This is a genomic window from Pseudomonas mendocina (assembly GCF_003008615.1).
In the GTDB taxonomy this organism is placed as follows: Bacteria; Pseudomonadota; Gammaproteobacteria; order Pseudomonadales; family Pseudomonadaceae; genus Aquipseudomonas; species Aquipseudomonas mendocina_C.
This window is the reverse complement of the sequence record NZ_CP027657.1, coordinates 5,026,629-5,051,765: the sequence shown is the minus strand read 5'-3', so window position 1 is coordinate 5,051,765 and position 25,137 is coordinate 5,026,629. Positions and strand designations below refer to the sequence as shown.

24 protein-coding genes and 1 pseudogene are annotated in these 25,137 nt (G+C 62.4%); 8 read left to right on the top strand and 17 right to left on the bottom strand.

The window, feature by feature from the left end; all coding sequences use genetic code 11:
* Positions 1–65: 65 nt before the first annotated feature.
* The 3 genes from C7A17_RS23380 to C7A17_RS23370 are packed head-to-tail and all read left to right on the top strand — an operon-like array spanning position 66 to position 2,349.
* Positions 66–497 carry a hypothetical protein gene (locus tag C7A17_RS23380; protein ID WP_106743119.1) on the top strand — a complete coding sequence of 144 codons (432 nt, stop codon included), beginning with the start codon at positions 66–68 and terminating at the stop codon, positions 495–497.
* On the top strand, positions 494–1,582 hold the full coding sequence (locus tag C7A17_RS23375; RefSeq protein WP_106741146.1) for a DUF3182 family protein: 1,089 nt from the start codon (positions 494–496) through the stop codon (positions 1,580–1,582). The genes C7A17_RS23380 and C7A17_RS23375 overlap by 4 nt, the downstream gene beginning before the upstream one ends.
* On the top strand, positions 1,579–2,349 hold the full coding sequence (locus C7A17_RS23370) for an alpha/beta hydrolase family protein (RefSeq protein WP_106741143.1): 771 nt from the start codon (positions 1,579–1,581) through the stop codon (positions 2,347–2,349). The genes C7A17_RS23375 and C7A17_RS23370 overlap by 4 nt, the downstream gene beginning before the upstream one ends.
* Positions 2,350–2,496: 147 nt before the next feature.
* Here C7A17_RS23370 and glgB read toward each other — a convergent pair whose 3' ends face one another.
* The 4 genes from glgB to C7A17_RS23350 all read right to left on the bottom strand — a co-directional run bounded on the left by glgB (position 2,497) and on the right by C7A17_RS23350 (position 10,599).
* Positions 2,497–4,650: a 1,4-alpha-glucan branching protein GlgB gene (glgB, locus tag C7A17_RS23365; RefSeq protein WP_106741141.1), complete on the bottom strand. Its 2,154-nt coding sequence runs from the start codon at positions 4,648–4,650 to the stop codon at positions 2,497–2,499.
* A complete protein-coding gene (treS, locus tag C7A17_RS23360; RefSeq protein WP_106741138.1) occupies positions 4,647–7,952 on the bottom strand; it encodes a maltose alpha-D-glucosyltransferase in 3,306 nt (1,101 codons plus the stop codon). The genes glgB and treS overlap by 4 nt, the downstream gene beginning before the upstream one ends.
* A 15-nt stretch (positions 7,953–7,967) precedes the next feature.
* On the bottom strand, positions 7,968–9,950 hold the full coding sequence (locus tag C7A17_RS23355) for an alpha-1,4-glucan--maltose-1-phosphate maltosyltransferase (protein ID WP_106741135.1): 1,983 nt from the start codon (positions 9,948–9,950) through the stop codon (positions 7,968–7,970).
* A gap of 124 nt (positions 9,951–10,074) precedes the next feature.
* Entirely contained in the window at positions 10,075–10,599 is a 525-nt protein-coding gene (locus tag C7A17_RS23350; RefSeq protein WP_106741132.1) for an MgtC/SapB family protein, read from the bottom strand.
* A gap of 171 nt (positions 10,600–10,770) precedes the next feature.
* Here C7A17_RS23350 and C7A17_RS23345 point away from each other — a divergent pair, with 171 nt between their 5' ends.
* Positions 10,771–11,148 (top strand): Rho termination factor N-terminal domain-containing protein, encoded by a 378-nt coding sequence (locus tag C7A17_RS23345; RefSeq protein WP_106741130.1) that lies wholly within the window; start codon positions 10,771–10,773, stop codon positions 11,146–11,148.
* A 112-nt stretch (positions 11,149–11,260) separates the two neighbouring features.
* On the opposite strand, the gene C7A17_RS23340 is transcribed toward C7A17_RS23345, so the two are convergent.
* The 5 genes from C7A17_RS23340 to C7A17_RS23320 form a co-directional block, all read right to left on the bottom strand.
* Positions 11,261–12,403, bottom strand: a complete 1,143-nt coding sequence (locus C7A17_RS23340) for an IS481 family transposase (RefSeq protein WP_106743116.1) — start codon at positions 12,401–12,403, stop codon at positions 11,261–11,263.
* Positions 12,404–12,653: 250 nt separating this feature from the next.
* On the bottom strand, positions 12,654–12,857 hold the full coding sequence (locus C7A17_RS23335; RefSeq protein WP_106741127.1) for a hypothetical protein: 204 nt from the start codon (positions 12,855–12,857) through the stop codon (positions 12,654–12,656).
* Entirely contained in the window at positions 12,854–13,276 is a 423-nt protein-coding gene (locus tag C7A17_RS23330) for a hypothetical protein (protein WP_106741125.1), read from the bottom strand. Before C7A17_RS23330 ends, C7A17_RS23335 begins: the two co-directional genes overlap by 4 nt.
* A gap of 65 nt (positions 13,277–13,341) precedes the next feature.
* The gene (locus C7A17_RS23325; protein ID WP_106741122.1) at positions 13,342–13,686 is read right to left on the bottom strand and encodes a YgaP family membrane protein; all 345 of its coding nucleotides are present in this window, start codon (positions 13,684–13,686) and stop codon (positions 13,342–13,344) included.
* Positions 13,687–13,766: 80 nt separating this feature from the next.
* Positions 13,767–14,903, bottom strand: a complete 1,137-nt coding sequence (locus tag C7A17_RS23320) for a carboxylate-amine ligase (RefSeq protein WP_106741119.1) — start codon at positions 14,901–14,903, stop codon at positions 13,767–13,769.
* A 212-nt stretch (positions 14,904–15,115) separates the two neighbouring features.
* On the opposite strand from C7A17_RS23320, the gene C7A17_RS23315 reads away from it, so the two are divergent.
* Positions 15,116–16,516, top strand: a complete 1,401-nt coding sequence (locus C7A17_RS23315) for an iron-containing redox enzyme family protein (protein WP_106741117.1) — start codon at positions 15,116–15,118, stop codon at positions 16,514–16,516.
* A gap of 15 nt (positions 16,517–16,531) precedes the next feature.
* The gene (locus tag C7A17_RS23310) at positions 16,532–17,500 is read left to right on the top strand and encodes a methyltransferase (RefSeq protein ID WP_106741114.1); all 969 of its coding nucleotides are present in this window, start codon (positions 16,532–16,534) and stop codon (positions 17,498–17,500) included.
* A 48-nt stretch (positions 17,501–17,548) separates the two neighbouring features.
* Here C7A17_RS23310 and C7A17_RS23305 read toward each other — a convergent pair whose 3' ends face one another.
* The 3 genes from C7A17_RS23305 to galU (C7A17_RS23295) form a co-directional block, all read right to left on the bottom strand.
* Positions 17,549–18,019: a hemerythrin domain-containing protein gene (locus tag C7A17_RS23305; RefSeq protein WP_106741112.1), complete on the bottom strand. Its 471-nt coding sequence runs from the start codon at positions 18,017–18,019 to the stop codon at positions 17,549–17,551.
* Positions 18,020–18,098: 79 nt separating this feature from the next.
* Entirely contained in the window at positions 18,099–18,269 is a 171-nt protein-coding gene (locus C7A17_RS23300; RefSeq protein WP_106741110.1) for a con-10 family general stress protein, read from the bottom strand.
* A 182-nt stretch (positions 18,270–18,451) separates the two neighbouring features.
* Entirely contained in the window at positions 18,452–19,315 is an 864-nt protein-coding gene (gene galU / locus C7A17_RS23295) for a UTP--glucose-1-phosphate uridylyltransferase GalU (protein ID WP_106741108.1), read from the bottom strand.
* A gap of 170 nt (positions 19,316–19,485) precedes the next feature.
* On the opposite strand from galU (C7A17_RS23295), the pseudogene C7A17_RS23290 reads away from it, so the two are divergent.
* Positions 19,486–19,728, top strand: a pseudogene (locus tag C7A17_RS23290) (malate:quinone oxidoreductase); the annotation flags it as partial.
* A gap of 195 nt (positions 19,729–19,923) precedes the next feature.
* On the opposite strand, the gene C7A17_RS23285 reads toward C7A17_RS23290, so the two are convergent.
* From C7A17_RS23285 to gorA, 3 genes are read right to left on the bottom strand one after another with little or no spacing between them, the layout of a single operon-like run.
* Entirely contained in the window at positions 19,924–20,313 is a 390-nt protein-coding gene (locus tag C7A17_RS23285) for a VOC family protein (RefSeq protein ID WP_106741105.1), read from the bottom strand.
* Positions 20,314–20,315: 2 nt separating this feature from the next.
* Positions 20,316–20,939 (bottom strand): trimeric intracellular cation channel family protein, encoded by a 624-nt coding sequence (locus C7A17_RS23280; protein ID WP_106741103.1) that lies wholly within the window; start codon positions 20,937–20,939, stop codon positions 20,316–20,318.
* 9 nt (positions 20,940–20,948) lie between these two features.
* Complete coding sequence (gene gorA / locus C7A17_RS23275) at positions 20,949–22,307, bottom strand: glutathione-disulfide reductase (RefSeq protein ID WP_106741099.1); 1,359 nt, start codon at positions 22,305–22,307, stop codon at positions 20,949–20,951.
* A 73-nt stretch (positions 22,308–22,380) separates the two neighbouring features.
* On the opposite strand from gorA, the gene C7A17_RS23270 reads away from it, so the two are divergent.
* Positions 22,381–22,803: a VOC family protein gene (locus tag C7A17_RS23270; protein WP_106741097.1), complete on the top strand. Its 423-nt coding sequence runs from the start codon at positions 22,381–22,383 to the stop codon at positions 22,801–22,803.
* Positions 22,804–22,851: 48 nt separating this feature from the next.
* Here C7A17_RS23270 and galU (C7A17_RS23265) read toward each other — a convergent pair whose 3' ends face one another.
* Both galU (C7A17_RS23265) and C7A17_RS23260 read right to left on the bottom strand, forming a co-directional pair.
* Positions 22,852–23,691 carry a UTP--glucose-1-phosphate uridylyltransferase GalU gene (galU, locus tag C7A17_RS23265; protein WP_106741094.1) on the bottom strand — a complete coding sequence of 280 codons (840 nt, stop codon included), beginning with the start codon at positions 23,689–23,691 and terminating at the stop codon, positions 22,852–22,854.
* Between the two features lie 42 nt (positions 23,692–23,733).
* On the bottom strand, positions 23,734–25,095 hold the full coding sequence (locus C7A17_RS23260; RefSeq protein ID WP_106741091.1) for a UDP-glucose dehydrogenase family protein: 1,362 nt from the start codon (positions 25,093–25,095) through the stop codon (positions 23,734–23,736).
* Positions 25,096–25,137: the final 42 nt, after the last annotated feature.

The following is a 25,137-nucleotide window of genomic DNA, read 5'->3' as shown; positions in this document are numbered from 1 at the left end:
CCCTGAACTTCGTACCGATGGCCTGGCTCACAAACGATGAAGGCCACCGTTATGGAGAGACCACCATGCAAGCCGCCGTTCCTATCTTTCTGCTGGGCTGGATGACCGCCGCCGACGCCTTGGCCGATGCCTGCTATGTCAGCAGTCGCTCGTCCAGCGACGCTATTCGTGAAGTGGAAAAAGAGTTGTGCTACGAATTCGTCGGTATGTCGCAGGGCGATATCGACTGGTCCTGCAACAACGAAAGCGATGAGATGATCAACACCCAGCAGCAAAAGGTCGCCAGTTGCTCCAGCGACAGCATCGGTACCTGTGAGGCCGCGCTGACTCAGGAAAGCCTGAGCAACTACCGCTCCACTGCTGAAGATGAAGACCAGGCGCGCCCAGCGATACCGAACGACGCCAAGGTCGTCACCCACTATTACAACGTGGGTGACCTACGCCAGGTACGACTCGATTGCGAGAACGCAGGCGGCACCTGGCGAGGTAAGCAATGACCCCACACAGCAGCGTGGTATGGCTACCCGTTCAAGGCACCAGCAGTCAGCACGAAAGCGCCGTGCAGCAGATGTTGGCTGAGAAGCTGGGCCAGTTGCTCGGCTGCCCATTCATAGGCGACTACTCGACCAGCCTGCCCTCCGGAGGGCGTCATTACTTCCTGCCGGACGACACCTTGGTAGGCGATGTTTCGGCGCTGGGCATCGACAGCGATCAGGATCTCTTCGGCGGTGTGGTCGAGCACGCTTTCGTGGCGACCAAGGCCATCAGCCATCCTCTGATCAGCGAGCACAGCCGGCACCCTGACGGTTGGTCGGAGAACTTCGCACTGCAGGTCGATCAGGTCACGCTGCCCGGCTTCACCGCGTTCGATCTGGACGATGCTCACAGCGCCGGTCGGCGTCTGCTGCGCGATGGGCCGCTGCGCCTCAAGCCGGTCCTGGCCCGTGCGGGACGCGGGCAACAGTCGATCAATGACCTGCCAGAGCTGGAGGCCGCCCTGGCAGCGCTGGATGCACAAACCGTGCGCGAGCATGGCCTGGTGCTGGAGGAAGAGCTGCGTCAGCCCTACACCTACAGCGTCGGCCAGATCACCGTGGCAGGCGTCACACTGAGCTACTACGGCAGCCAGCACCTGACCCGCGACAACCACGGCCATTCGGTATACGGCGGCTCAGAGCTGATCGTGGTCAGAGGCGATTATCTGGCCCTGATGGCCCTGACCATGCCGCGTGCGGCGCGCCTGGCCCTTCAGCAGGCGCGGATCTACGAACTGGCTGCGTTCGAGGCCTATCCCGCCCTCTTAGCTTCTCGGCGCAACTACGACGTGGCCTGTGGCGAGAGCCGCACCGGCAAGCAGCGTTGCGGCGTACTGGAGCAATCCTGGCGGGTTGGCGGGGCCAGCCCAGCGGAAATATTCGCCCTGGAAGCCTTTGTCGACGACCCGACGCTGCGGCAGCTGCATGCCTCGACCTTCGAGCACTATGGCGACATCCCACCTCCGCGCGGCGCCATCTGCCTCTATCAGGGGCACGACAATGAATTGGGTATGCTGAGCAAGTACGTCAAGGTGGAACGGGCATGAGTGCACACAGCCAGACGCTGGAAATCCTGGTCGACGACGAAGCTATCGCCGCCACCCTCCTCTCGCCGCCGGCCAAGGTGCCTGGCGTACTCTTCGTCCACGGCTGGGGCGGCAGCCAGCAGCGTGACCTGGCGCGTGCCCGAAGCATTGCGGGGCTTGGCTGCGTATGCCTGACCTTCGACCTGCGTGGCCACGAGAAGACCATCGCCGCGAAGGAGAGCGTGACCCGCGCGCACAACCTGGCCGATATCATCGCCGCCTACGACCGCCTGGCCGAACACCCTGCCGTCGACAGCGACTGCATCGCGGTGATCGGCAGCAGCTACGGTGGTTATCTGTCCACCCTGCTCAGTACGCAGCGAACAGTGAAATGGCTGGCCCTGCGGGTACCCGCGCTGTATTGGGACGAGCAATGGCACACGCCCAAAGGCCAGTTGGACACCATGCGCCTGCAGGAATACCGGCGGCGGCCATTACGCGCCGAGGACAACCGGGCGTTGCGCGCCTGCTCGGCGTTTAGTGGCGACGTGCTGCTGGTGGAGTCCGAGCACGATGACTTCGTGCCGCACGCCACGCTGATGAGCTACCGCGCCGCTTTCGACAAGGCTCATTCACTGACCCACCGTATCCTCGACGGCGCCGACCACGCCCTCAGCGAAGACCGCGACCAGCAGGCCTACACCCAGATTCTCGGCAACTGGATCAGCGAAATGGTCATTGGTGCGCGGGTCGGCAACTACCCGCATCAGTTGGTGCGCTATTCCTGACACCACGGGCATGGGTGGATCGGTGCGCATGGCGCACCCTACAAATTCCCCGCGCGCATGCCCCCAGAGTAGGGTGCGCCGCGCGCACCGGCTTTTGGCTTTTGCACTGTAACCGCAGTGCGCCGGCCTAGGCGGCCCCGCGACACCCTACGGGCGGAGTATCAATGTCGCCAACGGTGGCAGTTGCAGATTCAGCGAATCGGCCTGGCCATGAGCCGCTACAGCGTCGCTGTGCAGTTCACCGTGGGTGCCCGCCCCCGAACCACTCCAGCGGCTCTCGTCGGTATTGAGCAGCACTCGCCAGCTTCCGGCCTTTGGCACGCCAACGCGGTAGCCATCGATCACTTGCGGCGTGAAGTTGTGCACCACCAGCAGCGATTCGCCGTCCCGGCCGTGCCGCAGCCAGGCGAACACGCTGTTGCGGGCATCATCACCGATCAGCCATTGGAAACCTTCGGCACGATCATCCAACTGATGCAGCGCCGGCTCGCCGCGATACAGCTGGTTCAGCTCACGAAGCAGCGCCTGGGTGGCGGCATGTTCGGGGTACTGCAGCAGGTACCAGTCCAGTTGCTGGTCGTGATTCCATTCGCACCACTGGCCGAATTCGCAACCCATGAACAACAGCTTCTTCCCCGGATGCGTCCACATCAGCGCCAGGAACAGGCGCAGGTTGGCGAACTGCTGCCAGCGATCGCCCGGCATGCGCCCGAGCAGCGAGCGCTTACCGTGCACCACTTCGTCGTGGGAGATCGGCAGGATGAACCGCTCGGAAAACGCATAGTGCAGGCCGAAGGTGATCAGGTGATGGTGGTGCAGGCGGAACATCGGGTCTTGCTGGATGTAGCTCAGGCTGTCGTTCATCCAGCCCATGTTCCATTTGTGGGTGAAGCCCAGGCCGCCCTCCTGCACCGGCCGGCTGACGCCCGGCCAGGCGGTGGATTCCTCGGCGATCATCAGTGCGCCCGGAACCTCGTGGCGCACCACCTCGTTGAGGTGCTGGAGAAATTCGATGGCCTCCAGGTTCTCGCGTCCGCCGTGACGGTTGGGTATCCACTGCCCGGCTTCGCGCGAATAGTCGCGGTACAGCATCGAGGCCACCGCATCCACGCGCAGACCATCGACGTGGTACTCACGCAGCCAGTACAGCGCGCTGGCCAGCATGAAACCGTGCACTTCGGTGCGCCCCAGGTTGTAGATGCAGGTGTTCCAGTCCGGGTGGAAGCCCTCGAACGGGTGCGCGTACTCGTACAGCGCGGTGCCGTCGAACTCGGCCAGACCATGGGCATCGTTGGGAAAATGCCCCGGCACCCAGTCGAGGATCACGCCAATACCGGCGCGGTGGCAGCGATCGATGAACGCCGCGAAACGCTCGGGGCCACCGAAGCGCGCGGTCGGCGCGAACATCGACAGCGGCTGATAGCCCCAGGAGCCGCCGAACGGGTGCTCCATGATCGGCATCAGCTCGATATGGGTGAAGCCGAGATCCTGCACATAGGGAATCAGCCGGTCGGCCAATTCGTCCCAGCTTGGCGGGTGGCCTTGCGTCCACTGCCAGGAGCCGGCATGCAGCTCGTAGATTGCAAGCGGCGCCTGCGGGCCATGGCGCTTGTCGCGCGCGCTCATCCACTGCTCGTCCTGCCAGGCGAAAGGCTCGGCCTGCGGCACGCGCGATGCGGTTGCTGGCGGCATTTCGGTGGCCTGGGCCAACGGATCGGCACGTAAAGGCAGCATGCCGCCCTGGCCGAGGATTTCGTATTTGTAGCACTCGCCCGCCTCCAGGCGCGGAATGAACAACTCCCATATGCCCGCAGGGTAGCGTAGGCGCATGGGGTGGCGGCGGCCGTCCCAGCTGTTGAAGTCGCCGACCACGGAAACCCGCTTGGCGTTGGGCGCCCAGACGGCAAAACGTACACCCGGTACGCCTTCGTGCTCGACGGGCCGTGCGCCGAGGCAGCGCCACAGCTCACGGTGATTGCCTTCGGCGAACAGGTAAAGATCGGTTTCGCCCAGCAGCGGGCCGAAAGAATACGGGTCTTCACACTCCTGCACACCGCCAGGCCAGTGGATGCGCAGCCGATAACGCTGCGGTCGTGCCAGGCGCAGTTCGAACAGGCCGTCCGGGTCGCTGAGCTGCATGGCGCCGAGTGATTCGCCGTCATCCGTCAGCAGGTCAACCGCATCGGCGCCGGGCAACCAGACGCGGATCAGAACCCCATCGCCGTGCGCATGAGGGCCGAGAAAGCCGAATGGGTCGCCCTCCTCGGCACGTCGCAAACGTTCCACTGTGTCGTGATTCAAGTCCGTACTCCCGGTAGTTGGCGCGCCAGATCCGCCAGCCCCTGGAGCGGTACATCGATCCAGTCGGGGCGGTGGCCGCTTTCGTAAACGATTTCATAGGCCGCTTTTTCCAGGCAGAACAGTTCGAGGGCTGCGTTCTCACCGTCGCGCTCATGCCATTCGTGCGGCAAGCCGTTGGTGGCTAGCCGGTAGGCATCCAGGAAGGCGCTGCGGGCCGTGCTGCGGTAGCGCGCCACCACGTTGCGCACTACCTGCTGGGCCTCCACGGCGCCCTCTACCCCGCCAGCATTGCGCTGCGCCACGGCAGCGGCGTAGTCGAATGATCGCAGCATGCCGGCCACGTCCTTGAACGGGCTGTGGCGTTGGCGGCGCTCCTCCAGCGAGCGGTTGGGCTCGCCCTCGAAGTCGATGATGTAGGCGTCGCCCTGCACCACCAGCACCTGGCCCAGATGCAGGTCGCCGTGCACGCGAATGCGCAGGCCGCCAGCGGCCTGGGTCGCCAACTTGGCGGTCGCCTCCAGCAGCGGATGTTGCCTGTCGAGCAGCCAGTTCGCCTGTTGGGCATCCGCCTCCCCCAGGCTGTCGCGATTACGCCCCAGCACCTCGAGGGCCTGCAGCAACTGGCCGGTGATCGACTCGGCCCAGTACACGCTGTCCTGCTCATCGCTGAGCTGGTAGCCGAAATCCGGGTTCTCCACCTGGCGCGCCAACACTGCATGCATCTCCCCTGCCCGCCTACCGAGCACGGCCGAGAACTGAGCCAACTCGCTCAGGGCATCCAGCTCGGGGTCGACTGTGCCACCTGCAAGCGCGTCGCGGATGGCGCGGTCGAGGGTGTTGAGCGTCCATTGCCAGGCATCGCCCTGGTTATCGAGGTAACGCTGCACCACCATCAGCGTGTGCGACTGGCCGTCATCGTCGACCCGCACCACTTCGCCGAGAAACGGCGCGGCGTTGGCATAGCCATGGTCGGTGAGAAAACGGCCCATCTCCACTTCCGGGTGGATACCGGGGAAGCCACGGCGCAGCAGCTTGATCAGCAACCGCTCACCGAGCAGCGCCGAGCTGTTGGATTGCTCGGCCGACAGCAGTTTGAAGGTGCTTTGATCAAGTTCCCCAATCGCCAGCAGGCCAGGCTCGACACGGAACTGGATCTCGCCAGCGGCGCTGCGCAGCATGCTTTGCTCACGTAGCAGACTCAGGATGTGCTGGCTGAATTGCGGCAGACTGAAGGCATCGGTCAGCAGCTCGACACGTCGGCCACGGCGCAATCGAGCCAGGGCAAGCTGTTGCGGCAGGTCATTGCCGACGGCACGCTCGGGCACCGCCGCCAGCGGTAGCCGATAGCGCTCGACACCCGCCGCGCCCAGCACTTCCACCTCAGCCAGCAGGGGTGCATCCGTGTGTTCGGCCAGCGGAATGACGTAGAGCAGGCGCACGCTGCTGCTTGGCCGCTCCTGGCCAGCGAACCAGCGGCGCTTGGCCAGATAAAGCGGCAGCGATTCACGCTCCAGGGTTTGCCGTGGCCGGTCGTTCATCACCTCGGTCAAGGCGCGGCCGAGCACCAGGGTCTGCAGTTCCGGCATGCGCTCAACCGGTTTCAGGTGCCAGCTGGGCATCTGCGAGGCGTCGGCCAGGTAGAACCAGTAGAAGCCATAGGGAGGCAGGGTCAGCAGGTAGGTGAGCCGACCGATGGGCGGGAACGAGGCGCCGCCAATCATTTCCACCGGCACCCGGTCGCGGTAGTCGGCCAGTTCCAGTTCGACGGCCTGGGCCGCGCTGGACAGGTTGGCAATGCAGAGAATGTGCTCCTCGTTACCCTGCTCGTTGGTGTAAACGCGCAGATAGGCAAGGATGCGCCGGTTGCTCGGTGCCAACATCACCAGCGAGCCGCGGCCGAAGGCCTTGTGCTGGTTGCGGATGGCGAGCATGCGTCGCGTCCAGTTGAGCAACGAGTGCGGGTCACTCGCCTGGGCCTCGACGTTGATGGTGTGATAACCGTACAGCGAATCCATGATCGGTGGCAGCACCAGGCTGGCCGGGTCGGCCCGGGAGAAACCGCCGTTGCGATCCACCGACCACTGCATCGGTGTGCGCACGCCGTCGCGGTCGCCCAGGTAGATATTGTCGCCCATGCCGATCTCGTCGCCGTAATACAGCGTCGGTGTGCCGGGCATCGACAGCAGCAGGCTGTTGAGCAACTCGATACGCCGTCGATCACGGGACACCAGGGGTGCCAGACGGCGGCGGATACCCAGGTTGATACGTGCGCGACTGTCGGCCGCGTAGTAATTCCACAGGTAGTCGCGCTCGTCGTCGGTGACCATCTCCAGGGTCAGTTCATCGTGATTGCGCAGGAAGATCGCCCATTGGCAGTTCGGCGGAATGTCCGGCGTCTGGCGCAGGATGTCGGTGATCGGGAAACGGTCTTCCTGGGCGATGGCCATGTACATGCGCGGCATCAGCGGGAAATGGAAGGCCATGTGGCATTCGTCGTCTTCACCAAAATAGGGGCGCGTGTCTTCCGGCCACTGGTTGGCCTCGGCCAGCAGCAGGCGATCCGGGTAGCGCGCATCCACCTCGGCGCGGATGCGCTTGAGCACCGCGTGAGTTTCCGGCAGGTTCTCGCTGCTGGTGCCGTCGCGCTCGATCAGGTACGGGATGGCATCCAGGCGCAGGCCGTCGACGCCCATGTCCAGCCAGAAGCGCATCACCCCGAGCACGGCTTCCAGCACCTTGGGATTGTCGAAATTGAGATCCGGTTGGTGCGAGTAGAAGCGGTGCCAGAAGTACTGGCCGGCCACGGCGTCCCAGCTCCAGTTGGACTTCTCGCTGTCGATGAAGATGATCCGCGTGCCGTCGTACTTCTCGTCAGTATCCGACCAGACGTAGTAGTTGCGCGCCTTGGAGTTCTTCTTCGCCTTGCGGGCGCGCTGGAACCAGGGATGCTGATCCGAGGTGTGGTTGATCACCAGTTCGGTGATCACGCGTAGGCCACGCTTGTGCGCCTCGGCGATGAAACGCCGGGCATCGGCGAGGCTGCCGTAGTCCGGATGCACGCCACGATACATGGCGATGTCGTAACCGTCGTCGCGGCGGGGCGAGGGGTAGAACGGCAGCAGCCATAGGGTGTTAACGCCGAGGTCGGCGATATAGTCGAGCTTGTCGATCAGCCCCTGGAAGTCGCCGATGCCGTCGTTGTTGGCATCGAAGAACGACTTCACGTGAACCTGGTAGATCACCGCATCCTTGTACCACTGTGGGTCGTTTAGAAAGCTCTTGGCAGCGCTGCGCTTGGCCATGGTGATACTCCGTGTTCAGCGAACGGTCTGGATACGCCAGATGCCGAACGGCAGGTGCCAGGGGTCGATACGCATCCACTGCACCTTGCCGTGCCAGGTCCAGCGGTGGCCGTTCATCAGGTCTTCGCCTTGCAGGTCGGCGTCGTCAGGCAGGCCCAGCTCCCAGAGCGGCAGCTCGAAGTACGCTTCTTGGGGGTGCTCGGGATCGAGGCTGATGGCGATCAGGATGAAGTTGCTCAGGTCATCGGTGCGCTTACCGAAGTACAGAATGTTCTCGTTCCAGGCGCTGTAGGCCTGGAAACCCAGGTGTGTCTGCAGCGCAGGGTTTTCACGGCGGATCTGATTGAGTCGGGCGATTTCCGCGTTGATGTTGCCGGCTGCCTGATAGTCGCGTGGGCGCAGTTGGTACTTCTCCGAGTCGAAGTATTCCTCCTTGCCCGGTACCGGCTCTGCCTCGCACAGCTCGAAGCCCGCATACATGCCCCATAGCCCTGAACCCATGGTGGCCAACGCGGCGCGAATGAGAAAACCGGGGCGCCCGCTACGCTGCAGGTAGTAAGGGTTGATGTCCGGCGTGTTGACGAAGAAATTCGGCCGGTAGCAATGACGCCACGGCTGCTGGTTGAGCTCGGTGAAGTACGCCTGCAACTCGGCCTTGGTGTTGCGCCAGGTGAAGTAGGTATAGCTCTGGCTGAAGCCGAGTTTGCCCAGGCGCGCCATCATCGCCGGGCGGGTGAAGGCCTCGGCGAGAAAGATCACCTCGGGGTGGCGTTCGCGCACATCGGCAATCAGCCACTCCCAGAACGGCATCGGTTTGGTGTGCGGGTTGTCCACGCGAAACAGCGTCACGCCCTGCTCCACCCAGCCCAGCACGACATCGCGCAGCGCCAGCCACAGATCGGGAAGTGCCGCCTCGGCGTAGAACTCGACGTTGACGATGTCCTCGTACTTCTTCGGCGGGTTCTCGGCATGGCGGATGCTGCCGTCCGGTCGCCAACTGAACCAGCCAGGGTGCTCACGCAGCCAGGGATGATCCGGCGAGCACTGCACGGCGAAATCCAGCGCCACTTCCAGATCGTGTTCATGGGCCACGCGCACCAGCTCGCGAAAATCATCGAGGCTGCCAAGTTGCGGGTGTACCGCATCGTGGCCGCCCTCCTCGCTGCCGATGGCATACGGGCTGCCCGGATCATCCGGGCTGGCACTGAGGCTGTTGTTCGGCCCCTTGCGATGGGTGCGGCCGATCGGGTGGATGGGTGGGAAATACAGCACGTCGAAGCCGAGCCGGGCGATTTCCGGGATGCGCGCATGCACGTCGGCAAAGGTGCCGTGACGGCCATCCCTGCCCAGCGAGCGTGGGAACAACTCGTACCAGCTGGCGAACTGCGCCAGTGACCGTTCCACGTCCAGCGGATAGTGCGTGCTGCGCAGCAGGTGCGGACGGTATTCGGCGCGGCGCATCAGCTCACCCAGCGCCGGCTCGACGAACACGGCCACACGCTCTTCGATCGATTGCGCCTCTTCCATCTTCGCCACCAGCGCATCCAGCTCTGTGTGCGTTTCCTGCGGTGCCTGACTGAGGATACGCCGCACCAGCTCTGCCCCTTCCTGCACCTCCAGGCTGAGCGGCACGCCGGCGCTGTATTTCTTCACCAATTCGTAGCGAAAGCTCGCGTAGACATCCAGCCAGGCCTCGATGGCGAACTCGCCGCGGCCTTCGCTTTCGATCAGCAGTGATGCCGCCCAGCGATCATTGCCGAGCATCTGCATCGGCACGCGCTGCCAGGTGGCCTGGCCATTGCCACGCCAAAGCAGGTCGGCTGCCAGTTGGTCATGACCATCGGCGAAGATCACAGCGTTGACGGTCAGCGGTTTTCCGCACAGGCACTTGGCCGCGAATCGCCCGGCTTCGACCACAGGTTGCACCGACTCGATGGCCAGACGCGGCTGCTGGATGGCACGGACAACAGGGTCATCGGCATAACGTGGGGACGGCATCGTTCCGGGCTCCTTTTCGCCTGGCGGACATGGGGTCGCGGGAAGTGCGGGTGTCGCGGGCCTACAGAAATTCCGAGGCCAGCGCGAAAGGAAAAGTTCAGGCTGTTTTTGCCTGGTACGGCGGCTATTGCTTGTCGCGCGTTTCGGAATCCGGCTCGTCATCCGCGGGGATGTTGGCGCTGGGGTCGACCACCAGCGGCATCAAGTGCAGCACCACCAGCACGATCACCGTGGCCAGAACGGCCGTGCCCTCGCGACCGAGGCCAACCGCCACACCGATGGCCGCCGAAGCCCACAGGCCCGCGGCGGTGGTCAGCCCCTTCACGTCGGAAATGCTTCGCCCCTTGAGAATGGTGCCGGCGCAAAGAAAACCGATACCAGCGGCGACCCCCTGGATCACCCGGCTCATGGCGTCTGATTCAGCGCCATTCTGCTCAAGCGCCATGACGAAGATCGCTGCCCCCAGACACACCAGCATATGCGTGCGCATACCGGCGGCCTTGCCCATCACCGCGCGCTCGTAGCCGAGCAACCCGCCGAGGAACATGGCCAGCACCAGGCGCAGTGTGGCGCGGGTCAGGTGTTCGACCTGGTGCAGATCGGAAAACTCCTGCGCCAAAGTCGTGAGGATTCGTTCGTACACTTCCATCTGTGTTCACCATCGAAGGACGCTTTGTTTCTGAGCAGCGAAAGCGTGAAGAGGTTCACTCAATCTGCGCAGTCCGATCATCCGAAACAGGGAACCAATCACCTGCTGCGGCTTCTTTCCCGATAGGCGCCATGTGGCAATCCCGCTTCATGGCCAGACGGGAGAAGCCTCATGCCCCGTGGTAGCAAAGACAAGTACACCGCCAAGCAGAAGCGCAAGGCCGAGCACATCGAGGAGAGCTACAAGGAACGCGGCGTGCCGCCGGACGAGGCCGAAGCCCGGGCCTGGGCGACAGTGAACAAGCAGTCCGGTGGCGGTGAGAAAGCAGGCGGTTCGGGGCGTACCACCCCACCAGCGGTCAAACAGGCCGCCCGCGAATCGTCCGCCCGCCGCGCCTCGAAGACCCGCCAGGGCATTCCCCGGCCGGGACAGAAGCTGGAAGCCATGAGCCGCGATGAATTGATGGATCTGGCGCGCAAGCGCGACTTGTCAGGGCGCTCACGGATGCGCAAGCAGGAGCTGCTGGAGGCTTTGCGCAGCAAGTCCTGATGGCACAGGAGCGGCGCTCAATGACCTGCGGTCAGTTTCGTAGGGTGGGTTAGCTGTTCAGCCGGGGGACATGGTAAACACCTGTCGGGAGACATGGGTAACAGGTTGATGATCATGTTGCCCGTTGCCTCAGGTCTATCTGACGCAGCGTTTTGCGGATGAATACCACATCGTAGACACCCTCTTCGGCAGTTGGTCGGATGGCGACCTTCTCCCCATATAGACCTCCACTTACGAAGACGTTGAGCCCTTTGAAATACACCTGCCCGGTCTGACGTACATTCACCACGTGATCACCCGGTTCATATTCGATGGCTGGCAGTTGCTCCGGGTAGCTTCGTGGACTGGGCCTATAGCGCTCTATAGGGGGCCGTTGATCAAGTGCTTCGTGCGGACGGTAATGGTTGTACTCGTCTCGCCAGCGGCTCATCACTTGCTGACAATGCTGCAAGTCGCTGAACGCGCGATGCAGCACTTCGCGTTTGAGTGTCTGGTGGAAGCGCTCCAGCTTGCCCTGAGTCTGTGGATGATGAGGCCGACTATGGCTGACCTCGATCCCCAGCCGCATCAGCCAAACCTCCAATTTTGATAGTCCACCGGCAATATTAGAACCCCAAGGCGGCCCGTTGTCGGCGGTGATACGCAGCGGCAAACCGTACTGACGGAAAACCTCGATCAGATGCGGCTTGATCAGCTCCAGCCGCTCCCCCTCACAGGCTTGCAGGCAGAGCGAAAAGCGTGAGTGATCGTCCAGCAGGGTCAAGGGATGACAACGAGGCGAACGGCGATCGTTTAGGGGGACGTTACCCTTGAAGTCGATCTGCCAGAGGTCGTTCGGATTGGGATGCTCGAAACGATGGTTAGCCGGCGCTTGCGCCTGCTCATTGTGGTAAAGGACGTGACAATCGTGGCGCTTGAGGATGGCGTCGATAGTGCTGTGGTGAGGCGGATCAACAGCCGCAGTCATCAACAAGCTTCGCAGTTTGCGAGCGCCCCAATAGGGATAGCGGTGGTGCAATTGCACAACCGTTTGTTCCAACGTCGGATCGCTGCGCCCTGGACTGCTCAGGGGACGGCGGGATCGATCCTGTAAGCCTGCATCGCCTTGCTCACGGTACCGATCCAGCCATTTGTAGCCAGTTCTGGGACTGATGCCATACCGCCGACAGAGCTCCCGCACATTACTTTGGGGCTGCCCTGCCAGCAGAACAAACTCTCGCCTTATCGACATAGTGCTGCGCTCCAGCCACGGCATCATTCGATCTCCCGATCCGATGAACACCGTAAGCCTAAATGCGTTACCTATGTCTCCCGACACCCGTTACCTATGTCCCCCGGCTGAACATTAGCCGCCTGCCACCCTCGTCAATTCGCCCATGTCATCAGCTGCGGCAGATGGCCGCCCCGCGATAACCACCATCGGCGCAACACGACCTGTCGCTGATGGGGAACACGGAGAAAGAACTGCCGCCCCCTACTTCTCACTGCTGGGTAGAAATGCAGTTCTATGACTCCTGAGTACGCTGCAGCGCCAGGCGCTCGCCGCAATCGCAGCCGTCATGCTGGCATTCGGTCATGCCGTTGGGATGACCCTTCTGGCAGGCCTCGCAGCAATAGGCCAGGCCGTCGCCCAAGGCGTCCTGCACCCAGGTATGGGACTCGACCGAACAATCGCAGTACGCGCAGGCGCAGGTACGTTCGTCGTTCATCGCTCACGCGCCTTGGCGGCGGGTGAAACCTCGTCAGCCCAGGGTTTGCCATCGAGCGGCGCGGAGCGACCCAGTTCGGCCTCGTCCAGACCACTGCCGCCACCGATTTCGTTTTCCTCGACACTACGTAGCGCCTCATCCGCTGGGCCGCTTCCGCCCGGCTCATGGGGTGAACGTGCGCCGCTCTCGTCGAACAGGGTGTCGGGGCTCAGGTCATCGAGGCTGACGTGATCCTCATGGGCGCTCTCGCTTTGTGTCGCCGCCCCGGTCAACCCTGGCTGATCTTGCGGGTCAAGCGGTGGGCGCTCGGCTTGCTGCACCGAGGGTTCACCTGCCGTGAGACTGTCCTCGTCGGCGGTGAAATCCAGCGCCTCCTCAGGTACTTGATCTGGGCGGGGGCCGGGTGTGGTGTGTGTCATCACATACCTCCATCGATATCCGTTTTCCGTGGCGCTGCTGATGCGCTATCGCCTGAACGCCACGTTCACGGCGAGATCGGGTCGCTAGCCGGAAAGGTTTCTTCCACGGCGTGATCCAGGCGGTTCTCCTGACGCCCTTTCATCTCTGCCACTTCCTTCTGCAGCCGTGGCAAGGCCGCACGCAGTTCGGCCACGCACTCGCGCAAGCATTCGATCTCGGCCTTGGGATCACTGATCAACCCCTTGACCACGCAGTGCCCGGTCAGACCGCGCTGCAGCAGTGCGGCGCCGCCAAGGGCCTTGAGCACACCTGAAGTGCCACCCTGGCAGACGCCGGCGACGACAGCGCTGGCCCCTGTAGCGAGCGAAACAGCGCGCTCCAGTCGATGGACGTTATGGGTCAGTGACATGGCGTTTCCTCCTGAAGGTTGAATGACGGAGCCAGTTCAGGCTCCTGTAGGTTTTAGAAGGCGGTGTGCCGGGCAAAGGTTCAGGCTATTTGCCGAACCTCCTGCAGAGCCGTCTGCGCCAGCAGCGTGTCGACCACTTCATACAGCGCGTCACGCTGTTCGACGCCATTGCAACGCGCACGTCGGTAGATACGCAGCTGCGCTTCGGCGCTGCCGCCCAGACGTGCGAGTTTGCGTGCGTGCGCCAGTATTGGCCGATCCTTGGCTGGGACATGTTCGGTGATGCACTGCAGCGCCGTCTCCAGCCAGGCAGTGAACGGCAGCGTGCGTTGGCTGTGGGGTTCGACGAACAGGCCGCGCATCCCCCTGCGCTTGGCCCGCCAGCGATTTTCCACGGTAAGGATGCGCGTCAGTGGATCGTCGAACCAGGCAGGGTGCGGTGCGTTCAGGGCATGATCGACCATCGCGCGAAACAGCCCGGCAATGCACAGCGCATCCTCAAGGCTGGGACAGGCATCGGCGATGCGCAGCTCCAGCGTCGGATAGCGCAAGGAGGGGCGAATGTTCCACCACAGGTTGATGGCCGAGGCGATGCAGCCGGTGTCGGTCATCACCTTCAGATAGTGCTGATACTCGGCGGTATCGTGAAAATGGTCGGGAATTCCCATCCGTGGCCACTCATCGCAGACGGCCTGGCGATAGCTCATCAGCCCGCTGGGTCGGCCATCCCAGAATGGCGAGGAGGCACTCAGCCCCAGCAACAAGGGTAACCATGGCGTCAACCGGTTCATCAGGCGTATGCGGTCGACTTCTTTGGGCACTCCGACATGTATGTGCAGGCCGGCCAGTACGCTGCGGCTAGCGACGATACGGTAGTCGTCGAAAATCGCCCGATAACGCGCTGTGTCCATGGCTTGCACGCGGCGCCACTGCTCCAGCGGATGAGTGCCGGCCGCGAGGATGCCGCAGTCGTGTTCAGCAGCCAGCCGGGCCAGGGTGCGGCGCGCGTCGCCCAGACATTTGCGCGCCTCGTCGAGGTCATGCAACACAGGGCTCACCACTTCGAACTGGGCAGCGAACATCTCCCGTGTGATCCGCTCGCCCAACTCGCGCCGGCTGGCTTCGGCAAATGCCTCAACACCGTTTTGCGCGACCCTACGGCTGTTCAGATCAGTGAGAAAATATTCTTCCTCGATGCCAAAAGTGCTTGCTGCCATGACTTATTCGCTCCATCCGTTCCTGCTTGTGGAGGATCGCCGGGCCGCCTGGTTCAACCTATCGATGCCGATGACGGACCGGAGCGCAAATCCCGTAGGCAGCATCGCTCTGCAGCAATGGTTCAAAAACGTGCGGCGCAATTTAGGTGGAATCTTTGTTCTCGGGCTCCTCTCCTACACAGAACATGGCCCCGAACGAGGAGATCTGCCCCATGTCGATCGCGAGCTTCGTCGACACGCCTGCTACCCAGCCCATTTCCCTTGCCGCCAGCTGCGGCCCCTGGCAACGCATCTACCGTCAGTTGCTGGAGGAACCCGTGCACGGCCATGCCCTGGCGCGCGACTTCATCGAAGAGTGTCTGCACGAAGCACAGCGCTTACCCTGCAACCTGCCGCCAACGGTGCAGGCGTTGCCGGCCTGGTCTGTTCAGCACAGTCAGGCAGTGAGCGTTGAATATGCGAGCTACCTGGCCGAGCGGCGGGCTGGCGAAGGGCGTCGCTACTTCACCGGTCATGCCCACGCCTTGTATTTCCTGCGCAGCGTCGCACCGACCAAGCTGGTCGATGGCGCCTGGCTCTACGGCACGCTGCCGCATTGGCGTGACAACCGTCTGTACCCGCTGGTGCGTACCTACCTGGAAGAGCTGGGCGATGGCATCGCTGCGCAGAACCACGTCTGCCTGTATCGCCGGCTGTTGGCAACGCAAGGCTGCGACGACCTGGGCGAACTGGATGACGCGCTCTACCGCCAGGGCGCGATCCAGTTGGCCCTGGGCTTGTTGACCGAGGATTACCTGCCCGAGGTCATCGGTTACAACCTCGGCTACGAACAATTGCCGTTGCACCTGTTGATCACGGCCTTCGAACTCAACGAACTGGGCATTGATCCCTATTACTTCCAACTGCACGTCACCATCGACAACAGCGCCAGCGGTCATGCCGCCAAGGCGGTACAGAGCCTGCTGGACAACCTGCCACTGGTGGGCGATGCGCAGGCGTTCTATCGACGGGTGATGCGCGGCTATTGCCTCAACGATCTGGGCATCGGTTCCACCGCGGTGATCGAGCATTTCGATCTCGAGCGTGAGCTGCTACGGGCACTGGAGCGCAAGCGCAGTGTGGCCACCCATATGCACTCCGACTACTGCCGGATAGAGGGGCGCACGGTAAACGAATGGCTGGGCGAAACCGACGGCCTTGGCGGTTTTCTCGAGGCTCTGCAACGTCAGGGCTGGATCAGGCGTAACAGAGATCCGGCCAACAGCCGCTTCTGGCGGCTGGTCGAGGGCGAAGGTGCTTCCATGTTTGGTGTGTTCAGTGTCTACGAACGGCACTTGCTGCATGACTGGATCGCCGGCAGCTGGAGCCAGGACACCCAATACAACCCCTTTCGCCGCCGCCATCCGAGCGCCGTGGCGCAGTTGCCGAAAACCGCGCAGCAGTGCGGTGAACTGGATCGCGAGCGGCATGACCTGCTGGTGGAGCTCCAGCATCTGGATGCCACTCAACGGGAAGCACGGCTGATCGCATTACAAGCGCCAGCCTATCACTCGACAACGGCCGGCCTGAGCGCCAGCCGAACCTTCGCCGCGCTGGCAAAGCAGGCGCGCTGACAATGGAGACGTCACATGCATGAGCACGCCTTCGATTCCGCCGAAACCCTTGCCTTGCTGCGTTTGGGCACGCTCTTGCGCGCACGCGGTTATCACTTCGTCCCCCCTACCCCACTCACTCACCAGCGTGTCAACCAGCGCCCAGGGAACCAACGCGCACACGACCTGCGCGATGTCTTCGGTTGGAGTCGCCCCTTCCAGGACGGCTTGCTGGAGGCCGAGATCGTCGAGGCGATGCGTGGCGCGGGAGTGTTGCAAGCTCAGGGGGATGGCTGGCTCAGCCGGGTGCGCTGGGCGACGCTGGGCGACGGTCTCTATGCGCACTCACGCTTTCCCACCGACGAGACCGATGCGGTGTTCTTCGGCCCCGATACCTATCGTTTCACCCGCCTGCTGCGCGACTACCTGAACCGTAGCAACCAACCACTGCGCCGTATCGCCGACATCGGCTGCGGCGCTGGTCCTGGGGCGATCACCGCAGCGCTACTGCGCCCTGGTGCGGAGGTGATGGCGCTGGATATCAACCCGCGTGCGCTGGCCCTGACGGCGGTGAATGCGCGGCTCGCCGGTATCTACAACCTGCGTGTGCAAAGCAGTGATCTGCTGTGCGATGTGGAGGGACAGTTCGATCTGATCATCGCCAACCCGCCCTATATGCTCGATGCGCAGCAACGCACCTATCGCCACGGCGGTGGCAAGCATGGTGCCGGGCTGTCGCTGGCGATCTTCGACACGGCGATGGAGCGACTGGCGCCGGGCGGCACCTTGCTGCTGTATACCGGCGTGGCCATCTTCGACGGCGAAGACCCATTGCTCAACGCTATTCGCCTGTCCCTGCGCGATACCGGTTGGAACTGGAGCTACGAAGAAATCGATCCGGACGTGTTTGGCGAGGAGTTGGATAAAATGGATTATGCCCAGGCCGAGCGCATCGCCTGTGTGGCCCTGCGTCTGACCTATCAGCCCCACCTTAGACAGCGTTGAGCTGACAGGTACTTGCTTGTCGCAGGAGCCAGCCTACTACCTGACGGATCAGGCCGCCTTGGCCTGCGAGTTATCTTTGAGCGATTTGCGCAGCACTTCCATCGCTTCACCCAGTTCCTCCAGCTGACGATTGCTCAGCAGCTTTCTGGCCTGGGGAAACATGTCACGCTCCTCTTCCTCGATATGGTGTTCGAGCAACTCCTTGAGCACCTTGGCCCGCCCCGCAAACTCCAGCGCCGAGGGCGGGGTTTTCTTGATGTCCGGTAGCACCAGAGCCTCCACCACACGATGCTCTTCCTTGGCTTCGACGGTGAGCACTGCGTCGTTCTTGTCGCCGGCCCGCTTGAAAGCTGGATAGAAAATCCTCTCTTCCAGCTCGGTATGGATCTTCAGCTCCTGCTCGATCTTGAGCAGCAGCTTCTTGCGTGTCTGCACGGCGCGCTCGGTGGTCTCCTCAAGTTTGCCCAACAGCTCTTTGACGGTTTCGTGGTCTTTTTTCAGCAGATCGATGGCGTTCATCGTCATGCCCTCCTCAGGTCTTTTAATCACACCGGTCAGAAATGTCAGAGCCCGCTGGAAGCGGGCTCTGAGGGGACGATCACGGCTCGAGGTCACGGCGGCGACTCTGGCCGCCCTTGCGCCCAGCTTCAGCTGCACGCTGGCGGTCATTGGCAAAGTTGCCGCCGCTGTTATGGCCGCCTTTTCGGCCTGCCTCCGAAGCCTTCTGTCGATCGTTTGCGAAGTTACCCGGATTCTTGTTGGTCGCCATTGCTGGTACCTCCTGGTGGTTTGTTCGCGAGGCGTGATTGCCTGCACATAAGTTGAGGCAGACCCTACGTCTACTCGTTCAGGCTATTTTTTCATCAGCCAGTGACCACACTGCAGTCATCGGCGTGAAGCGGGTGCTAAGGTCTTGTCGTTCATCCTTCATGCTCCTTTTCCGGCCAGCACTCAGACCGCCTGCAAACGCGGGCTAGCCGTCACAGGATGCGTTTTGTGACGGTTCTCGAAGCAGAAATTGGTGGCCTGCACATAACCTTCGGCCGAGCCACAATCGAAGCGCTGGCCCTTGAACTTGTAGGCCAGAACGCAGCCCTCCTTGGCCTGCTTCATCAGCGCATCGGTGATCTGGATTTCACCGCTGCTGCCCGGATCGGTCTGTTCGATCAGGGCGAAGATGTCGGGCGTCAGGATGTAGCGACCGATGATCGCCAGGTTGGAGGGCGCATCTTCGGGACAGGGTTTTTCCACCATGCTCTCGACACGGAAGATGTCATCGCGCAAGGCCTCACCGGCGATCACGCCATAGCGCGAGACTTCCTCCATCGGTACCTCCTGGATAGCCACGATGGAGCAGCGAAACTGCTCGTAAAGCTTGACCATCTGGGTCAGTACGCCATCGCCGTCGAGGTTCAGGCACAGGTCATCGGCTAGCACCACGGCGAAGGCTTCGTCACCGATCAAGGGCCGGCCAGTAAGGATGGCATGGCCGAGGCCCTTCATTTCCATCTGGCGCGTATAAGAGAAGGTGCACTGGTCGATCAGGTGACGGACACCGCTCAGGGACTTTTCCTTGCCGGTGTTGGAGATTTCATGTTCCAGCTCGTAACTGATGTCGAAGTGATCTTCCAGCGAACGTTTGCCGCGTCCGGTGACGATGGCGATCTGTGTCAGCCCGGCCTCGAGTGCCTCCTCGACGCCATACTGAATCAACGGCGTATCCACCACCGGCAGCATTTCCTTGGGCATCGACTTGGTCGCGGGAAGAAAACGGGTGCCGTAACCGGCAGCTGGAAACAGGCATTTCTTGATCATGTGTGGTGTACCAGTTGTGTGACTCGGTACTAGAACCTGACCCACCGCAGCGGCGAGCGGTTCAAGGTATTTCAGGCACGCCGCCGCTGGCCGTCTGTCGGGTCGTCAGACCAACGGCTTGGCATTGCAGTCCTTACTGCAGTGGCGAGCACCGCATGGGAGACAAGTAGATGAGCATCAAGACGAACCTGGGCATAACCTGCCTGGCCTTCTCTCTCGGCTGTACGAGCGTTCAGGGTGAGGAGCCGAAGAAGGTCGACGTGCTGCTCATCGGCGGTGGCATTATGAGTTCCACCCTGGCCGTCTGGCTCAACGAGCTGGAGCCGCAGTGGTCGCTGGAAATGGTCGAGCGCCTGGACGGCGTCGCCCAGCAAAGCAGCAACGGCTGGAACAACACCGGTACGGGTCACAACGAGAATCCTGACAAACTGCAGGAGGTATGGGCGTCTACCAGCCGTACGCTGCAGTTGGCGACGGCCGAAGACGATGTCGATACTGAGGAGACAGGCCCAACCGATCTTCAGCCCATCGACCAGTCGCAGGAAACCGAGCGGGATAAGGATCCGGAACTGGCACCCTGATGAGCAAGACGGTACGCACGGTACACCCTACTGGGCGGGTTCGAGATAGCGGCTGACTTCGATCAGGTTGCCATCCGGGTCACGGAAGTACACCGACTCGATAGGGCCTATGGCGCCGGTACGAGCCACCGGCCCTTCTTCGACGACCACGCCCTGCTCGGCCAGATGCGCCAGCACCCGCTCCAACGGCCACAGTGTGATCAGGCACAGGTCGATGGCACCTGGCGTCGGCCTGCTTGCCTTGGGCTCGAACTCGCGGCCCGCCTGATGCAGGTTGAATTTCTGTTGACCGAAGGCCAGGGCGCTGCGCCCGGCGCCAAAACGCTCATGACGCATGCCCAGCACACGCTCGTAGAAGTCCACCGTGGTGGCGATATCGGCCACCGTCAGTACCAGATGATCCAGTCGTTCGATCATGCTCAATGCCTGTCCAGCAGATGAAAACGCGGCAAGCGCAGGTGCCAGTGAATGGCTGCCAAGCGAGCGCCCAGCACCACCAGCATGGCGACGCAGGTATCCAGCCAGTGCGGAGTACCCAGCATGCGCAGACCGATGAAGGTCAGCGCGCCGGCAATGCAGGCGGTAGCGTAGATTTCCTTCTGGAAGATCAGCGGAATCTCGTTGCACAACACGTCGCGGATCACCCCGCCGACCACACCGGTCATCACCCCCATGATCACCGCCGTGCTGGTCGGTGTGCCATGCTGCAGCGCCAGTTCGGTGCCGTAGACGGTGAACACTGCAAGGCCGAAGGCATCGGCGATCAGCAGGCCTTTCTCATGGATCGGCCGGGTCATGCGCACCCATACCACCGTGCCCAGCGCTGCCAACGAGGCGACCAGGATGTAGGTATCGTCGCGAATCCAGCTGACCGGGTGATTATCCAGAATCAGGTCACGCAGCGTACCGCCGCCCAGGGCGGTGACGATGGCCATCACCAGCACACCGAACAGATCCATGGACTTGCGTCCGGCCATCAACGCACCGGTGATGGCGAACACTGCTACACCGAACAGATCGGCGATGTAGAACAGCTGCTGCATGATGCGAACTCAGCCCCGGGTAGGCGTACGCAGAGTGACGAACTCCTCGGCAGCACTTGGATGCACCCCGATGGTCTCGTCGAAGATCTGCTTGGTGGCGCCAGCCTTAAGTGCAACGGCCAACCCTTGGACGATTTCGCCGGCCTCCGGACCGACCATGTGGCAGCCGAGCACGCGGTCACTGTCGGCATCGACCACCAGCTTCATCAACGTGCGCTCCGGGTTCTCGGTCAGCGTCAGCTTCATCGGGCGGAAACGACTCTCGAAGACTTTCACCTTGTGCCCGTCTTCGATGGCCTGCTCCTCGCTGAGGCCGACAGTGCCGATGTTCGGCAAACTGAACACCGCGGTGGGAATCATCCGGTAATCCAGCGGGCGATATTCCTCTGGCTTGAACAGCCGACGCGCCACAGCCATGCCTTCGGCCAAGGCGACTGGCGTCAGTTGCACGCGGCCGATCACATCGCCCAGGGCGAGAATCGATGGGGTGGAGGTCTGGAACAAGTCGTCCACTTTGATGTAGCCGCGCTCGTCCAGCTTGACCTCGACATTCTCCAGGCCGAGGTTGTCCAGCATCGGTCGGCGGCCAGTGGCGTAGAACACGCAATCGGCCTCCAGCACACGGCCATCCTTGAGCGTTGCAGCCAGGCTGCCATCGGCATTGCGCGCAATGCTGGTGATATCGGCGTTGAACTGCAGATCCAGGCCTTTCTTGTTCAACTCATCGCGCAGGTGTTCACGCACCGCGCCGTCGAAGCCACGCAAGAACAGGTCGCCGCGATACAGCAGCGAAGTCTGTGCGCCCAGGCCATGGAAAATCGAGGCGAACTCCACCGCGATGTAGCCGCCACCCACAACCAATACGCGCTTGGGCAGTTGCTTCAGGAAGAAGGCTTCGTTGGAGCTGATGGCGTGCTCGCGACCGGGAATGTCCGGGATCTGCGGCCAGCCGCCCGTAGCGATCAGAATGCGTCCGGCGCTGTGACGCTGACCGTTCACCTCGACGGTATGGGCATCGACGATACGCGCATGGCCTTCGAACAGGCTTACGCCGCTGTTGGTCAACAGGTTACGGTAGATACCATTGAGGCGTTCGATCTCGCGGTTCTTGTTGGCGATCAGCGTCGCCCAGTCGAAGTTGGCTTCGCCCAGCGACCAGCCGAACCCCGAGGCCTGTTCGAAGTCCTCGGCGAAATGCGCGCCGTACACCAGCAGCTTCTTGGGCACGCAGCCGACGTTGACGCAGGTGCCGCCGAGGTAGCGGCTCTCGGCGACCGCCACGCGGGCACCATAACCAGCGGCGAAGCGCGCCGCACGTACGCCGCCGGAACCGGCGCCGATAACGAACAGGTCAAAGTCGTAACTCATCGGGTATCTCCTTGGCAGACGAAGGAGCATACCTCAAAGCCCAGCGCTAAGCTGAAAGGCGGAGGACAACCCCATGCGCCCTACCCTGACCCACCTGGCCCTGCACGTACCCGACCTCGATGCCTGCATCGCCTTCTATCAGCGCTTTTGCGGCATGCAGGTGATCCATGAACGCCCCGGCAAAGGCACGCGCATCGTCTGGATGGCCGAGCCGGGCAAGGAACACCAGTTCATTTTCGTCATCATGCCAGGTGGCCAGGACAGGAACCTGGCCGCCAATGACTACAGCCACCTCGGCTTCGCTCTGGCCAGCCGCGAAGACGTCGATCGCATCGCCGCGCTGGCCGAGCGCGAGGGCTGCCTGGTCTGGCCGTCGCGCGACGAACCCTATCCAGTCGGCTACTACTGCGGCCTGCGCGACCCGGCCGGTAACTACGTGGAGTTCAGCTATGGCCAGCCGCTCGGCCCTGGCTCGGAAACCATGTCCATCCCCTGAAATGCAAAACGCCACCCGAGGGTGGCGTTTCGTTGTCCTGCAGACGTATCAGAACGCCTTGCCGGTCTTGTACAGGTTCTCGAAGCAGAAGTTGGTGGCGTCGATGTAACCCTCGGCGCTGCCGCAGTCGAAACGCTTGCCCTTGAACTTGTACGCCATCACGCAGCCCTGCTGGGCCTGGCGCATCAGCGCATCGGTGATCTGGATCTCGCCGCCCTTGCCTGGCGGGGTGCTGCGAATCAGGTCGAAGATGTCCGGGGTGAGGATGTAGCGACCAATGATCGCCAGGTTCGACGGCGCGTCTTCGGGCTTGGGCTTCTCCACCATGTTGCTGACGCGGTAGATGTCCTCGCGGATCATCTCGCCGGCGATCACGCCGTACTTGGAAGTCTCGTCCTTCGGCACTTCCTGGATGGCGACGATGGAGCAGCGGAACTGGTTGTACAGTTTGACCATCTGCGCCAGTACGCTGTCACCTTCCAGGTTCAGGCACAGGTCATCGGCCAGCACCACGGCGAACGGCTCGTCACCGATCAGCGGCTGACCGCAAAGGATGGCATGGCCCAGGCCCTTCATCTCCACCTGGCGGGTGTAGGAGAAGCTGCATTCATCGATCAGGCGACGGATGCCAACCAAGTATTTTTCCTTGTCGGTGCCCTTGATCTGGTGCTCGAGCTCGTAGCTCACGTCGAAATGGTCTTCCAGTGCGCGCTTGCCGCGGCCGGTGACGATGGAGATCTGGTCGAGACCAGCCTCCAGTGCTTCTTCGACGCCGTACTGGATCAGTGGCTTGTTCACCACCGGAAGCATTTCCTTGGGCATTGCCTTGGTCGCTGGCAAAAAGCGGGTGCCGTAACCGGCAGCGGGGAACAGGCATTTCTTGATCATGGGACTCCCAGATGGGGATGGTTGGATTGCCTGCTCAGTCTATCAAGCCGCGCTAGCCTTACAACTGCCGCTTGCTGGCCGGCCAATGCCACGATAAAGAAAACCCAGTTCTGCCAGTTGATCGGCGTCATAAATGTTGCGTCCATCGAATAGCACCGGCATCCGCATCCCCCCGCGAACACGCAGAAAATCCGGCTGGCGGAACTGCTTCCACTCCGTGATCAGCACCAGTGCATCCGCGCCCTGGGTGACGGCATAGGGGGATTCGCTCAGCACCAGTTGCCCCGCCTCGACTGCCGATGGGTAGCGTGCAGCGACGCCGCCCGTAGCTGCCGGATCGCAGGCCTGCACCCGCGCACCAGCGGTCAGCAGTGCATCCAGTAAAACCAGGCTCGGCGCTTCGCGCAGGTCATCAGTGCCCGGCTTGAACGCCAGCCCCCAGAGCGCGACGACGCGCCCCTGCAAGTGACCGTTGAAATGCTCGCGCAGAGCCTGGAACAGCAGTGTCTTCTGCAGCGCGTTGCGCGCCTCCACAGCCCGCAAGATGCCCGGCTCGATGCCCTCGTGCTCCGCCGTACGGATCAACGCCTTCACGTCCTTGGGAAAACACGCCCCCCCATAACCGCAACCGGCATAGATGAAATGCGTACCGATACGCCGGTCGCTGCCAATGCCACGACGTACCTCCTCAATATCAACGCCCAGCCGCGCACAGATGCCGGCCATCTCGTTGATGAAGGAAATCTTGGTCGCCAGGAAGGCATTGGCCGCGTACTTGCTGAACTCGGCCGCACGCACGCCCATGCACAGCAGACGGTCGTGATTGCGCAGGAACGGCGCATACAGCCGGCGCAACTGCGCCCGGCCGCGCTCGTCGTCACAACCGACGATCACCCGGTCAGGCCGCATGAAATCCTCGACCGCAGAGCCTTCCTTGAGAAACTCCGGGTTGCTTGCGACCGTAACCCGCGAGCGCTTGCCGCGATGTGCCAGGCCTGCATTGATACGCTGCTCGACCCGCTCGGCGGTTCCCACCGGTACGGTGGACTTGTCCACCACCAGGCAGCTCTGTTCTAGCCGCTCACCCAGCTCATCGGCGACTGCCAGTACATGACTCAGATCAGCCGAGCCATCTTCGCCGCTGGGTGTGCCCACGGCGATGAAGATGACCTCGGCGCGGCGGATTCCGGCCTGAAGCTGCGAAGTGAAACTGAGCTGGCCACCCGCCAGCTGTGCCTTGAGCATCGTTTCCAGACCAGGCTCGTAGATCGGCGCCTCCCCCCGTGACAGCATCGCGACGCGCTGGGGATCACGCTCAACGCAAACCACCTGATTTCCCATCTCGGCAAAGCAGGTCGCTGTCACCAGCCCTACGTATCCAGCTCCTATCACGCAAATCTGCATCGCAGCGTCCTCCTGGATTTGCTGCGATTGCAACCAATCGCG